Below are 13,911 nucleotides of genomic sequence, written 5' to 3' on the forward strand. Positions count from 1 at the left end.
TGCGCGCACCTACAACAACCGCGTATGTTCAGCGGGCTAGTGCTTGATCATCACATGCCGCACGCAGGTGTAATCCTCAAGCCCATACATCGACATGTCCTTCCCATACCCTGAGTGCTTCTGCCCGCCATGGGGCATTTCACTGACCAGCATGAAGTGGGTATTCACCCAAGTGCAGCCGTACTGCAAGCGCGCCGCCAGGCGGTGGGCGCGGCCTGTGTCGCGGGTCCATACCGATGAGGCCAGGCCGTAGTTGGAGTCGTTGGCCCATTCCAGCGCCTGCGCTTCATCGGTAAAGCGGGTGACCGATACCACTGGGCCGAACACTTCGTTGCGCACGATCTCGTCGTCCTGCTGGGCATCCGCCAGCACGGTCGGCTCGAAGAAGAAGCCGTCGCCGTCAATCGCCTTGCCACCGGTTACCAGGCGAATGTGCGGCTGGGCGATGGCCCGCTGCACCAAGCCTGCGACCTTGTCGCGGTGCTGGGCACTGATCAGCGGCCCCAGCTCGGTGTCCTCGGCCTCCTGCAGGCCGGGCTTGAGGCTGGCGACGGCTTCACCCAGGCGCTCGACGAAGCGTTCGTAGATGCCGTCCTGCACATACAGGCGGCAGGCAGCGGTGCAGTCCTGGCCGGCGTTGTAGAAGCCGAAGGTGCGGATGCCATCGATAGCGGCGTCGATGTCGGCGTCGTCGAACACCAGTACAGGGGCCTTGCCGCCCAGCTCCATGTGCATGCGCTTCACACTGTCGGCGGTGGCACTGATGATGTGTGCACCCGTGGGGATCGAGCCGGTCAGCGACACCATGCGCACCTTTGGATGGTTGACCAGCGGGTTGCCGACGGTCTGGCCGCGGCCAAACAGAATGTTCAGTACACCCGGTGGCAGCAGGTCCTGGGCCAGCTCGCCCAGGCGCAGGGCCGTCAGCGGGGTCATTTCGGAGGGTTTGATCACCACGGTATTGCCGGCTGCCAGGGCCGGGGCGATCTTCCAGGCCAGCATCATCAATGGGTAGTTCCACGGGGCAATCGAGGCCACCACACCCAGCGGGTCGCGACGGATCATCGAGGTGTGGCCTGGCAGGTATTCGCCGGCCGCCAAGCCGCCCAGGCAACGCGCCGCACCGGCGAAGTAGCGGAACACATCGGCAATCGCCGGGATTTCGTCGTTCAGCGCGGCGCTCAGGGGCTTGCCGCAGTTCTGAGATTCCAGCCGGGCCAGTTCATCGCCGTGGGCTTCGATGGCGTCCGCCAGCGCCAGCAAGGTTTGCGAGCGGTCTTTGGGGCTGGTTTGCGACCAGCTGTCGAAAGCCTGGTCGGCGGCGCGCACGGCGCTGTCCACCTGGGCCTCGGTGGCTTCGTTGATCTGCGCCAGGGCGGTGCCCTGCGCCGGGTCGAGCACGGTCCAGGCGGGGCCTTGGCCCGCGACCAGTTGGCCATTGATCAGCATCTGCGTTTGCATCGGGGACTCCTCCAGGGTCATTTGCCACTGCCCGCGACGCTTTCGCCGCCACGGGTCAGGTAATAGGCGCCAAGGATTGGCAGCATGGTCACCAGCATCACCAGCATGGCGACCACGTTGGTCACCGGTACGTCACGCGGGCGGCTGAGTTGGTTGAGCAGCCAGATCGGCAGCGTGCGTTCGTGGCCGGCGGTGAAGGTGGTGACGATGATTTCATCGAACGACAGGGCAAAGGCCAGCATGCCGCCGGCCAGCAGCGCCGAACCGAGGTTGGGCAGGATGATGTAGCGGAAGGTCTGCCAGCCATCGGCGCCCAGGTCCATCGACGCTTCGATCAGGCTCTGCGAGGTGCGCCGCAGGCGGGCGATCACGTTGTTGTAGACGATCACCACGCAGAACGTGGCGTGGCCGACCACGATGGTGAACACACCAGGCTCGATCCCCAAGGTCTTGAACGCCGAGAGCAGGGCGATGCCGGTGATGATGCCGGGCAGGGCGATGGGCAGGATCAGCATCAGCGAAATGCTCTCCTTGCCGAAAAAGCTGCGCCGGTACAGCGCAGCCGAGGCTAGTGTGCCCAGTACCAGCGCGATCAGCGTGGCGAGGCAGGCCACCTGCAGTGACAGCTTGATTGCCTCCAGCACATCGGGCCGGGCGAAGGCCACGCCAATCCACTTCAGGGTGAAGCCCTTGGGCGGGAAGCTGAACGCCGCGTCTTCGGTGTTGAAGGCGTACAGAAAGATGATCAGGATCGGGAAGTGCAGGAACAGCAACCCGCCCCAGGCCGCCAGGCGCAGCCCCGGTGATGCTTTTTCAGAGTGCATCGAAGGCCCCCAGGCGCTTGACGATGGACAGGTACACCGCGATTAGCACGATGGGCACCAAGGTGAACGCGGCAGCCATCGGCATGTTGCCAATCGCCCCCTGCTGGGCATAGACCATGCTGCCGATGAAGTAACCGGGTGGGCCGACCAGTTGCGGCACGATGAAGTCGCCCAGGGTGAGCGAGAAGGTAAAGATCGAGCCGGCGGCGATGCCGGGGATAGATAACGGCAGGATCACCTGCACGAACGTTTGCCCCGGCCGTGCGCCGAGGTCGGCCGAAGCTTGCAGCAGCGACGGTGGCAAGCGCTCCAGCGAGGCCTGGATGGGCAGGATCATGAACGGCAGCCAGATGTACACGAACACCAGAAAGCGCCCCAGGTGCGAGGTCGACAGCGTGCTGCCGCCCACGCCCGGCACCGCCAACACCGCCTGCAGCAGGGCATCCAGGTGCAACAACTGGACGAACCACTGGGCCACGCCGCCCTTGGCCAACAGCAGGGTCCAGGCATAGGTTTTGACGATATAGCTGGCCCACATCGGCATCATCACCGCGATGTAGAAAAATGCCTTGGTCTTGCCGCTGGTATAGCGCGCCATGTAGTAGGCGATGGGGAAGGCCAGCACCGCACTGGCCAGCGACACCGCCACTGCCATGCCCAGGGTGCGCAGGATGATGTCGAAGTTCGACGGGTTGAACAGCGCGGCGAAGTTGCCCAGGGTCAGGTCCGGGGTCACCGCCATGGTGAAATCGTCGAAGGTATAGAAACCCTGCCACAGCAGGTTCAGCAGCGAGCCCAGGTAGATTGCGCCGAACCAGGTCAGCGGCGGTATCAATAGCAGTGCCAGGTACAGGTTGGGGCGCCGGTACAGCAGGTTGGACAGGCCGCGCAGTGTGCTCATGTCAGCGGCCCTCGGTTTCCTGCAGCACCGTCATTGCCTCGCGGGGCCAGTGCGCCTGCAGCCGCTGCCCGGTCTGCCAGGCCTGTGCCTGTGCCTGCCAGCGGTCGTTGGCCTGGCTTACCGCCAGCAGTTGGCCGTTGTCCAATTGCAGCTCGTAGCGGGTGGCGCTGCCCTGGTACTGGATATCGCGCAACAGGCCGCTTACCTGCACTTCGTGGCTGGTGACCACAAGGTCGCCCAGGCGGATGTGCTCGGGACGGATGGAGAAGGGGGCCGGGCTGCCGTTGAGCTGCATGGCCAGCTCGCCACGTACCACGTTGGAGGTGCCGACGAATTCGGCGACGAAGGTGGTGGCGGGCTTCATGTACAGATTGCGCGGGGTGTCGACCTGTTCGATGCGGCCACGGTTGAACACCGCGACCCGGTCGGACATCGACAGCGCTTCGGTCTGGTCGTGGGTGACGAAGATGAAGGTGATGCCCAGCTGGCGTTGCAGCTTTTTCAGCTCCCCTTGCATCTGTTCGCGCAACTTCAGGTCCAGTGCGCCCAGCGGCTCGTCCAGCAGCAGCACGCGCGGCCGGTTGACCAGTGCACGGGCCAGGGCCACACGCTGGCGCTGGCCGCCAGACAGTTGCGCTGGTTTGCGCGTGCCGTAGCCGGCCAGGGCCACCATGGCCAGGGCTTCTTCGGCGCGACTATGGCGTTCGGCCTTGGCCACGCCCTTTACCTTCAGGCCATAGGCGATGTTGTCCAACACGTTCATGTGCGGGAACAGTGCGTAGTCCTGGAACACGGTGTTGACGTCACGTTGGTAGGGCGGCATGCCAGCGGCCTCCACCCCGTGGATGCGGATTGAACCGCTGGAGGGTTGTTCGAAGCCGGCGATCAGGCGCAGGCAAGTGGTCTTGCCCGAGCCGGAAGGGCCAAGCATGGAGAAGAACTCGCCATCGATGATATCGATGCTGACCTGGTCGACGGCCTTGACCTCGCCGAAGGTGCGGGAAACCTGGGTGAACTGGACGGCTAGGGGCATGCGTGGGCTCCGGGCAATGGGCTTGCTCCTGATCCTGCCTTTGCGCGGGTAAACCCGCGAAAAGGCAGGATCAGGCATTCAGGCAACCTCAGCGCCCACCCATGATTGCAATGTAGTCCTGGGTCCAGCGGCTATACGGCACGAACTTGCCGCCCTGGGCCTGTGGGGTTTTCCAGAAGGCAATCTTGTCGAAATTGTCGAAGCCATTGGTCTTGCAGCCCTCGGCGCCCAGCAATTGGCTGCCTGTACAGGCAGCCGGCACCGCCGGCAACGAGCCGAACCAGGCCGCCACGTCGCCCTGCACCTTCGGCTGCAGCGACCAGTCCATCCACTTGTAGGCGCAGTTGGGGTGCTTGGCCTCGGCGTGCAGCATGGTGGTGTCGGCCCAGCCGGTCGCACCCTCCTTGGGAATGGTCGAGGCCACTGGCTGGTTCTCGGCCTTCAGGCCATTGACCATGTAGCCCCATGAACTGGAGGCGACCACGCCTTCGTTCTTCACGTCGCTCATCTGCACCGTGGCGTCATGCCAGTAGCGGTGGATCAGCGGTTGCTGCTGGCGCAGCAGTTCCAGCACGGCCTTGTATTGCTCCTCGTTCAGTTCGTACGGGTCCTTGATACCCAGTTCGGGCTTGGCCGACTTCAAGTACAGGGCGGCGTCGGCGATGTAGATCGGCCCGTCATAGGCTTGCACGCGCCCCTTGTTCGGTTTGCCGTCAGGCAGCTCCTGCGGCTGGAACACAACGCTCCAGCTGGTTGGCGCCTGCTTGAAGGTATTGGTGTTGTACAGCAGCACGTTCGGCCCCCATTGATACGGGGTGCCATACACTTGCTTGTCGACCACGTACCAGCCGCCGTTCTGCAGGCGTGGGTCGATGTTTTTCCAGTTGGGGATCAAGGCGGTGTTGATCGGCTGTACGCGCTTGCCGACGATCAGCCGCAGCGAGGCGTCGCCCGAGGCGGTCACCAGGTCATAGCCGCCCTTGGTCATCAGGCTGACCATTTCGTCCGAGGTGGCGGCGGTTTTCACGCTGACCTTGCAGCCGGTTTCCTTCTCGAAACCGGTCACCCAGTCGTAGGCCTTGTCGCTTTCACCGCGCTCGATGTAGCCGGGCCAGGCGACGATGTCCAGGCGCCCCTCACCGGCCCCCAGGGCCTTGGGCGGTTCGGCGGCCTGCAGGCTGGCGCTGGCCAGCACGGCGCCAGTCATGGCGCCGAGCAATGCGGTCTTGTGCACTGACATGGTGTTCCCTCTTCTTGGCGATCTTGTTCGGGGCAGTCATCAAGCAAGCGGTGAAGCAATCGTTATAAGCGTAGTGCGCGGGTGCGAGGTATTGGCGATATCGAGTCTAGTTGGCTTTTTGCCAGCTAACGCAACATCCGGAAGCAAATCCCTGCATGGCGTGTGCTGCGCCAAGCCTTACTCTGGCGCTTGAATCTTCTTACGTGGAGACACGCGCATGAATACTCGGGGTTTGCTTGATCAGCTCCTCAAGTCCGGCCAGCAATTGCTTGAAAAACAAGGCGGCGCCAACAAGCCTGGCGGCGCGTCAGGCGGGCTTGGCGGGCTGTTGTCTGGAGCAGGCGGCGGCCTGTTGGGTGGGGGGGCGCTGGGCTTGTTGCTGGGGAACAAGAAGGCGCGCAAGTACGGCGGCAAGGCTCTGACTTACGGTGGCTTGGCCGCGCTGGGCGTGTTGGCCTACAAAGCTTACGGCAACTGGCAGGCCAATCAGCGGGTAGCTGCAAGCGAGCCGCAAACCGTCGACCGCCTGCCGCCGGCCCAGGTCGAGCAGCACAGCCAGGCGGTGCTGAGGGCGCTGGTGGCAGCGGCCAAGTCCGATGGCCATATCGACGAGCGCGAGCGGGCGTTGATCGAGGGCGAGTTCACCCGCCTGGACAGCGACCGCGAATTGCAGCACTGGCTGCATGCCGAGTTGAACAAGCCGCTGGACCCGGCTGAAGTGGCCCGCGCCGCGCAAACGCCGGAGATGGCTGCCGAGATGTACCTGGCCAGCGTGATGATGGTCGACGAGGAAAACTTCATGGAGCGGGCCTACCTGGACGAGCTGGCCCGTCAGTTGCGCCTGGACCCAGGCTTGCGCCAGGCGCTGGATAGCCAGGCGCGGCTTGCCGCAGGTTAGTGATCGGGGCCGCGCAGCGGCCCCAATTGCCTTTGCCCAAATGGCGTGTCCATCAGCACTGCTGCCTGTTTACCCTTCACTTCACCCGCAAAACCGTAAGGCCTCTAGGCTATACTTCGGCGATTTTTCCCGCTCGTTGTGAATTCCTGAGGGCTGAATGTGAAAAACTGGACCTTGCGCCAACGGATCCTGGCAAGTTTCGCCGTGATCATCGCCATCATGCTGCTGATGATCGTGGCCGCCTATTCGCGGTTGGTGACCATCGAAACCGCCGAAGAGGCGGTAGGGACCGACAGCATTCCCGGGGTCTACTACAGCTCGATGATCCGCAGCGCCTGGGTCGATAGCTACGTCACCAGCCAGCAACTGGTGGGCCTGTCCAACCACCGTGAAATCACTTCGGCCGACATGGAGCTGTTCAAAAGCTTCGAAGACCGGCTCAAGCAACACATGGCCAGCTACCAGGCCACCATCCAGGACAAGGATGATCAAACCCGCTTCGACAACTTCGTGCAGTTGGAAGAGGGCTACCTGAAGATCGTCAACCAGGTGCTGGATACTTACCGCCAGCACAACTACGCCGAAGCCGAACGGCTGATCATCGAAGTGCTGACCCCGGCCTGGGTAGATGGGCGCAAGCACTTGAATGAAGTGATCGAGAACAACCGGGCATCAGCCGACGCCGCCACCAACGAGATCGTCAGCGCCGTGAGCACGGCCAAGGGCAGCATGGTCGTTTCGCTGCTGCTGGCAATCGTTGCCGCTGGCATCTGCGGCTTGCTGCTGATGCGCGCCATCACCGCGCCCATGCAACGTATCGTGCATGCCCTCGACAAGCTGCGCTCGGGCGACCTGAGCATGCGCCTGAGCCTGGACCGCAAGGACGAGTTCGGTGCCATCGAAAGCGGTTTCAACGAGATGGCCGAAGCACTGGCCAACCTGGTAGCCCAGGCGCAACGTTCGTCGGTGCAGGTGACCACCTCGGTTACCGAAATTGCCGCCACGTCCAAGCAACAGCAGGCCACCGCCACCGAAACGGCCGCCACCACCACCGAAATCGGCGCCACCTCGCGAGAAATCGCCGCCACTTCGCGCGACCTGGTGCGCACCATGACCGAAGTGACGACCGCCGCTGACCAGGCTTCCAGCCTGGCAGGCTCCGGGCAGCAGGGCCTGGCGCGCATGGAAGAGACCATGCACCAGGTGATGGGCGCAGCCGATCTGGTCAACGCCAAGCTTGGCATCCTCAACGAGAAAGCCAGCAACATCACCCAGATGGTGGTCACCATCGTCAAGGTTGCCGACCAGACCAACCTGCTGTCGCTCAACGCCGCCATCGAGGCAGAAAAGGCCGGCGAATATGGTCGCGGCTTTGCCGTGGTCGCCACCGAAGTGCGCCGCCTGGCCGACCAGACCGCCGTCGCCACCTACGACATCGAGCAGATGGTGCGCGAGATCCAGTCGGCCGTGTCGGCTGGGGTCATGGGCATGGACAAGTTCTCCGAAGAAGTGCGCCGCGGCATGTTCGAAGTACAACAGGTGGGCGAGCAGCTCAGCCAGATCATCCACCAGGTGCAGGCCCTGGCACCGCGCGTGCTGATGGTCAACGAAGGCATGCAGGCCCAGGCCACCGGTGCCGAGCAGATCAACCAGGCGCTGGCCCAGCTCAGCGATGCCAGCACCCAGACCGTCGAGTCGCTGCGCCAGGCCAGTTTTGCCATCGATGAGCTAAGCCAGGTGGCCGCGGGCCTGCGTGGCGGCGTGTCGCGCTTCAAAGTCTGACCGCGATGAACGACTTGCAACCGCGCCCCGCGCGGGCGAAAAACGCCAAGGGGGCGTTGTACCTGCAGTTTCGCATCAGGGCGCAGCGTTTTGCCCTGAGCGTGCACGAGGTGATCGAGGTGTTGCCGCGTCAGCCGCTCAAGCCGATTGCCCAGGCACCTGCCTGGGTCGCCGGTATCCTCGCTCATCGTGGCCAGCTGGTGCCGGTGATCGACCTTGCCGCGCTGAGCTTTGGCCAGCCAGCGGCGCAGCGCACCAGCACCCGCCTGGTGTTGGTGCACTACCGTGGCAGCCTGCAGCTTGGTTTGATTCTGGAGCAGGCCACCGAAACCCTGCGTTGCCAACCCGACGAGTTTCAGCCCTATGGGGTGGACACCGGCGATGCGCCTTATCTGGGCCCGGTGCGCCAGGATGCCCAGGGCATGCTGCAGCGCATCGAAGTCAATGACCTGCTGCCCGACGCTGTGCACGAATTGCTGTACACGCAAGACCCGACAGGGATGCCTACATGAACGAACAGCGTTTCTTCCGCTTCTTGCGCGAGCGCATTGGCCTGGACGTGGAGTCGGTGGGCGCGCCCATGGTCGAGCGCGCACTGCGCCAGCGCTGCGTGGCTGCAGGCGCGATGGACCTGGACGATTACTGGCTGCGCCTGCAGCAGTCGGCGGATGAGCAACAGGCGCTGATCGAAGCGGTGATCGTCCCGGAAACCTGGTTTTTCCGTTACCCCGAATCCTTCACTGCGCTGGCCAGCCTGGCCCATAAACGCCTGGCCCAGCTGGCGGGTGCACGCCCATTGCGCCTGCTCAGCCTGCCGTGCTCGACCGGCGAGGAGCCGTATTCGCTGGCCATGGCCTTGCTCGACGCTGGCATCGCGCCAGGGGCATTGCTGATTGATGCTATGGACATCAGCCCCAGTTCGGTAGCCAAGGCAAGGCTGGCCGTGTATGGGCGCAATGCCTTTCGTGGCAGCGAACTGGGCTTTCGTGAGCGCTACTTCGATGCCCTCGACGAAGGCCATCGCCTGCATGAACGGGTACGCCAGCAAGTCAGCCTGCAGGTGGGCAACGTGCTTGACCCGGCGTTGGCCAGCCGCGATGGCCTGTATGACTTCGTGTTCTGTCGCAACCTGTTGATTTATTTCGACGTGCCGACCCAGCAGCGTGTGTTCGAGGTGCTCAAACGCCTGCTGCATCTGCAGGGTGTGCTGTTCATCGGCCCGGCCGAGGGCAGCTTGCTGGCACGCCTGGGCATGCGTCCGCTGGGGATCCCCCAGTCGTTTGCCTATGTGCGTCAGGAAGGCGACAGCGCCCCGATGGACGTGGTACCCGCCCAACCGGTGAAGCGAACGTTGGCGACGTTGCCCACAGCGGGGTATCCACCGCCCAGCGCGCCGTTGCCACCGCCGCTGCGAGTGTTGCCTGTGGCGGCCAGGCCGGCGCCGGCCCGCGAGCACAAGCACGAGGGGGCCAGTGAGTTGCTGGCCAGCATTGCCCGCCTGGCCAATGCCGGTGCCAGCGAGCAGGCCCGGGGCGAGTGCCAGCGCTACCTGGGCCAGTACCCGCCGTCGGCGCAGGTGTACTACTGGCTGGGGCTGCTCAGTGATACCGAAGGCGATGCGCAGCAGGCGCTGACCCACTACCGCAAGGCCCTGTACCTGGAACCACAGCACCCCGAGGCGCTGGTGCACCTGGCGGCCTTGCTGGCGGCCCAGGGTGACCTGGCCGGTGCCCGGCGCCTGCAGGAACGGGCGGCGCGGGCTGGCCGGGAGTCTGAACGATGAACAGTGAATCCGCGATGCAGTTGCTGGCCGAGGATGACGCGCACATCGACGACTGCTGGAACCGCATTGGCGTGCATGGCGACAAGCAGTGCCCGCTGCTGGAGCAGCATGTTCATTGCCGCAATTGCGAGGTGTATGCCGCCGCGGCCACGCGTTTGCTCGACCGCTATGCGCTGATGCAGGACCACCAGGCTGCAGTAGCGCAGCCGGTCGAAGAAAACACCGGCCGCTCCATGCTGCTGTTCCGCCTGGGCGAAGAGTGGCTGGCGCTGGCTACCGCCTGCCTGGCCGAGATCGCCCCGTTGCAGGCGGTGCATTCGCTGCCGCATCAGCGCTCGCGGCTGCTGCAGGGGGTTGCCAATGTGCGCGGTGCGTTGGTGCCGTGCCTGTCACTGGCTGACTTGCTGGGTGTGCAAGCCGGTACCGCCGAGCAGCGTGGCGGCCGGGCGATGCCACGCATGCTGATTCTGGCCGCCGAAGGTGGGCCGGTGGTGATGGCCGTCGAGGAAATCGACGGTATTCACCGGCTCGACCCACTGTTGCTTGGCAGCGGCCAGGACGCCACACGCTTCACCGCCGCAGTCCTGCAGTGGCGCGGCCGCAGTGTGCGGGTGCTGGACGATCAACACTTACTGTCTGCCGTGCAGCGGAGCTTGTCATGACCCCAGAGCAAATGCGCGACGCATCGTTGCTCGAACTGTTCAGCCTAGAGGCCGAGGCGCAGACCCAGGTGCTCAGTGCCGGCCTGATGGCATTGGAGCGCAATCCCACCCAGGCCGACCAGCTCGAGGCCTGCATGCGCGCCGCCCACTCGCTCAAGGGGGCCGCGCGCATCGTCGGGGTGGATGCGGGCGTCAGTGTCGCCCATGTCATGGAGGATTGCCTGGTAGCGGCCCAGGAAGGCCGTCTGCGGCTGACCGCCGAGCATATCGATGCACTCTTGCAAGGCACCGACCTGCTGATGCGCATCGCCACGCCAGGCGATGCCGGCGCGCAGGCGACCTTGCCGGTGTTTCTTGCGCAAATGGCCAACCTGCTTGACCCAGGCGCTGCTGCCATTCCTGCGGCGCCGTTGGTGGCACCCGTGCTGCCGGAGCCACCCCCGGCAACCCCGACGTCGGCCCCGTTGGTGGTGCCAGCCGAACCGCCGGAACCAGAGCCCGAGCCCCAGCCGGCCCTGCGGCGCAAGGCCGGCAAGCGCGCCGGGGAAGGTGCCGAGCGGGTACTGCGTGTTACCGCCGACCGCCTCAATAGCCTGCTCGACCTGTCCAGCAAGTCGCTGGTGGAAACCCAGCGGCTCAAGCCTTACCTGGCCACCCTGCAGCGCCTCAAACGCATGCACGGCCAAGGCATGCAGGCGCTCGATGGCTTGCGTATGCAGCTGGAAGACAGTGGCCAGCGCAGCGAGGTGCTCGAAGCCCTGGCGCAAACCCAGCGCCTGCTGGCGGAAACCCAGCAGATCCTGCAGCAACAGGCTGCGGACCTGGACGAATTCGGCTGGCAGGCCAGCCAGCGTGCACAATTACTGTATGACACGGCTCTGGCTTGCCGAATGCGGCCGTTTGCCGACGTGCTGACTGGGCAGAGCCGCATGGTCCGTGACCTGGGCCGCTCGCTGGGCAAACCGGTGCGCTTGGTGGTGGAAGGGGAGAAAACCCAGGTCGACCGCGATGTGCTGGAAAAACTCGAAGCACCGCTGACCCACTTGTTGCGCAATGCCGTCGACCACGGCATCGAACTGCCCGAGCGGCGCCTGCTGGCGGCCAAGCCGGACGAGGGGGAGATCCGCCTGAGGGCGTCGCACCAGGCCGGCATGCTCAGCCTGGAGCTGATCGACGATGGCGCCGGCATCGACCTGGAGCGCTTGCGCAGCAACATCGTCGAGCGTGCCCTGTCGCCGGCCGACACGGTGGCGCGGATGAGTGAAGCGGAGCTGCTGACGTTCCTGTTCCTGCCCGGTTTCAGCCTGCGCGACAAGGTTACCGAAGTGTCCGGGCGCGGCGTGGGGCTGGATGCGGTGCAGCACATGATCCGCGAGCTGCGCGGCTCGATCGAGCTGACTCAGGTGGCGGGGCAGGGGTGTCGCTTCCATCTGCAGGTGCCACTGACCCTGTCGGTGGTGCGCAGCCTGGTGGTCGAGGTGGGCGGTGAGGCTTACGCTTTCCCGCTGGCCCATATCGAACGCACGCTGGAAGTGACCGCCGAACAGATCGTGCAGATCGAAGGGCGTCAGCACTTCTGGCACGAAGGCCGGCATATTGGCCTGGTGGCCGCCAGCCAGTTGCTCAACCGCCCGGCCGGGCAAAGCGACGAAGCCAGCCTGCGGGTGGTGGTGATCCGTGAGCGCGAGCAGCTGTACGGCGTGGCCGTGGAGCGGCTGGTGGGCGAACGGGTGCTGGTGGTGATGCCCCTCGACCCACGGCTGGGCAAGGTACAGGACATTTCCTCCGGTGCCTTGCTCGATGATGGCTCGGTGGTGCTGATCGTCGATGTCGAAGACTTGCTGCGGTCGGTGGAAAAACTGCTCAGCACCGGTAGCCTGGAGCGCATCGAGCGCGGCAGCAGCGGTGCCCGTGGGGTGGCCCGCAAGCGCATCCTGGTGGTCGACGATTCGCTGACCGTGCGCGAACTGCAGCGCAAGCTGTTGGGTAACCGTGGCTACGACGTGGCAGTGGCAGTCGATGGCATGGACGGCTGGAACGCCCTGCGCGGTGAGGACTTCGATTTGCTGATCACCGACATCGACATGCCGCGCATGGACGGCATCGAGCTGGTCACCCTGGTGCGTCGCGACCAGCGGCTGCAGTCGTTGCCGGTGATGGTGGTGTCCTACAAAGACCGTGAGGAAGACCGACGGCGTGGTCTGGATGCTGGCGCGGACTACTATTTGGCGAAAGCCAGTTTCCACGACGATGCGTTGCTGGATGCTGTAGTCGAGCTGATCGGAGGTGCTCAGGGATGAAGATCGCCATCGTCAATGACATGCCCATGGCCGTGGAGGCGTTACGCCGGGCAGTGGCCTTCGAGCCCGCGCACCAGGTGGTGTGGGTGGCCAGCAATGGTGCCGAGGCGGTGCAGCGCTGCTGCGAACAACTGCCCGACCTGATTCTCATGGACCTGATCATGCCGGTGATGGACGGTGTCGAGGCGACCCGGCGGATCATGGCCGAAACCCCGTGCGCCATCGTCATCGTCACGGTCGACCGCAAGCAAAACGTGCACCGGGTGTTCGAGGCGATGGGCCATGGCGCTCTCGATGTGGTCGACACCCCGGCGTTGGGTGCTGGCGATGCCCGCGAAGCGGCGGCCCCCCTGCTGCGCAAAATCCTCGATATCGGCTGGCTGGTCGGTCAGCAGCGTGCCCCAGCCGCAAGGCCGGTAGCCGCTCCGCTGCGCGAGGCTTCGCAGCGTCGCGGGCTGGTGGCAATTGGCTCGTCGGCGGGCGGCCCGGCGGCGCTCGAAGTGTTGCTCAAGAGCTTGCCGGCAGCGTTTCCGGCGGCCGTCGTGCTGGTCCAGCATGTGGACCAGGTGTTTGCCGCAGGCATGGCCGAATGGCTCAGCAGCGCAGCCGGCCTGCCGGTGCGCCTGGCCCGTGAAGGTGAACCGCCGCAGCCAGGGCAGGTGTTGCTGGCGGGGACCAACCACCACATTCGCCTGCTACAGAACGGCCAACTGGCCTACACTGCCGAGCCTGTCAATGAAATCTACCGGCCCTCGATCGATGTGTTCTTCGAGAGTGTGGCACGTTACTGGAATGGTGATGCCGTGGGCGTGCTGCTCACCGGCATGGGCCGTGACGGTGCCCAAGGCCTGAAGCTGATGCGTCAGCAGGGCTTTTTGACCATTGCCCAGGACCAGGCCAGCAGCGCGGTGTACGGCATGCCCAAAGCTGCTGCGGCCATTGATGCCGCAGTGGAAATTCGCCCGCTGGAACGCATAGCCGGGCGCTTGACGGACTTTTTCGCAAAATGACGAAACGTATTGAATCA

The 13,911-nt window shown here is 64.6% G+C and carries 12 protein-coding genes; 7 read left to right on the forward strand and 5 right to left on the reverse strand.

Translation table 11 applies throughout. The annotated features are described in order from the left end of the window. Positions 1-36: 36 nt before the first annotated feature. The 5 genes from AB5975_15690 to ydcS all read right to left on the reverse strand — a co-directional run bounded on the left by AB5975_15690 (position 37) and on the right by ydcS (position 5,459). A complete protein-coding gene (locus AB5975_15690) occupies positions 37-1,461 on the reverse strand; it encodes a gamma-aminobutyraldehyde dehydrogenase (GenBank protein XDR18135.1) in 1,425 nt (474 codons plus the stop codon). Positions 1,462-1,478: 17 nt separating this feature from the next. Next, entirely contained in the window at positions 1,479-2,285 is an 807-nt protein-coding gene (locus tag AB5975_15695) for an ABC transporter permease (GenBank protein XDR18136.1), read from the reverse strand. Further along, a complete protein-coding gene (locus tag AB5975_15700) occupies positions 2,275-3,186 on the reverse strand; it encodes an ABC transporter permease (GenBank protein XDR18137.1) in 912 nt (303 codons plus the stop codon). Before AB5975_15700 ends, AB5975_15695 begins: the two co-directional genes overlap by 11 nt. Before the next feature lies 1 nt (position 3,187). Continuing rightward, positions 3,188-4,219, reverse strand: coding sequence for an ABC transporter ATP-binding protein (locus tag AB5975_15705; protein ID XDR18138.1), 1,032 nt, complete (start codon positions 4,217-4,219; stop codon positions 3,188-3,190). Between the two features lie 88 nt (positions 4,220-4,307). Further along, positions 4,308-5,459 (reverse strand): putative ABC transporter substrate-binding protein YdcS, encoded by a 1,152-nt coding sequence (ydcS, locus tag AB5975_15710; protein XDR18139.1) that lies wholly within the window; start codon positions 5,457-5,459, stop codon positions 4,308-4,310. A 217-nt stretch (positions 5,460-5,676) separates the two neighbouring features. On the opposite strand from ydcS, the gene AB5975_15715 reads away from it, so the two are divergent. From AB5975_15715 to wspF, 7 genes are all read left to right on the forward strand, one after another. Further along, positions 5,677-6,357 (forward strand): tellurite resistance TerB family protein, encoded by a 681-nt coding sequence (locus AB5975_15715; GenBank protein XDR18140.1) that lies wholly within the window; start codon positions 5,677-5,679, stop codon positions 6,355-6,357. Positions 6,358-6,516: 159 nt separating this feature from the next. Continuing rightward, positions 6,517-8,139, forward strand: a complete 1,623-nt coding sequence (locus tag AB5975_15720) for a methyl-accepting chemotaxis protein (protein XDR18141.1) — start codon at positions 6,517-6,519, stop codon at positions 8,137-8,139. Positions 8,140-8,144: 5 nt separating this feature from the next. Next, the gene (locus tag AB5975_15725; protein XDR18142.1) at positions 8,145-8,651 is read left to right on the forward strand and encodes a chemotaxis protein CheW; all 507 of its coding nucleotides are present in this window, start codon (positions 8,145-8,147) and stop codon (positions 8,649-8,651) included. Continuing rightward, a complete protein-coding gene (locus tag AB5975_15730) occupies positions 8,648-9,922 on the forward strand; it encodes a CheR family methyltransferase (GenBank protein ID XDR18143.1) in 1,275 nt (424 codons plus the stop codon). The genes AB5975_15725 and AB5975_15730 overlap by 4 nt, the downstream gene beginning before the upstream one ends. Beyond that, positions 9,919-10,584, forward strand: coding sequence for a chemotaxis protein CheW (locus AB5975_15735; GenBank protein ID XDR18144.1), 666 nt, complete (start codon positions 9,919-9,921; stop codon positions 10,582-10,584). The genes AB5975_15730 and AB5975_15735 overlap by 4 nt, the downstream gene beginning before the upstream one ends. After that, the gene (locus AB5975_15740) at positions 10,581-12,884 is read left to right on the forward strand and encodes a hybrid sensor histidine kinase/response regulator (protein XDR18145.1); all 2,304 of its coding nucleotides are present in this window, start codon (positions 10,581-10,583) and stop codon (positions 12,882-12,884) included. Before AB5975_15735 ends, AB5975_15740 begins: the two co-directional genes overlap by 4 nt. Further along, positions 12,881-13,894 (forward strand): Wsp signal transduction system protein-glutamate methylesterase WspF, encoded by a 1,014-nt coding sequence (wspF, locus tag AB5975_15745; protein XDR18146.1) that lies wholly within the window; start codon positions 12,881-12,883, stop codon positions 13,892-13,894. The genes AB5975_15740 and wspF overlap by 4 nt, the downstream gene beginning before the upstream one ends. Positions 13,895-13,911 lie beyond the last annotated feature (17 nt).

The sequence above is a fragment of the Pseudomonas putida genome (genome assembly GCA_041071465.1).
Classification (GTDB): Bacteria; Pseudomonadota; Gammaproteobacteria; order Pseudomonadales; family Pseudomonadaceae; genus Aquipseudomonas; species Aquipseudomonas putida_P.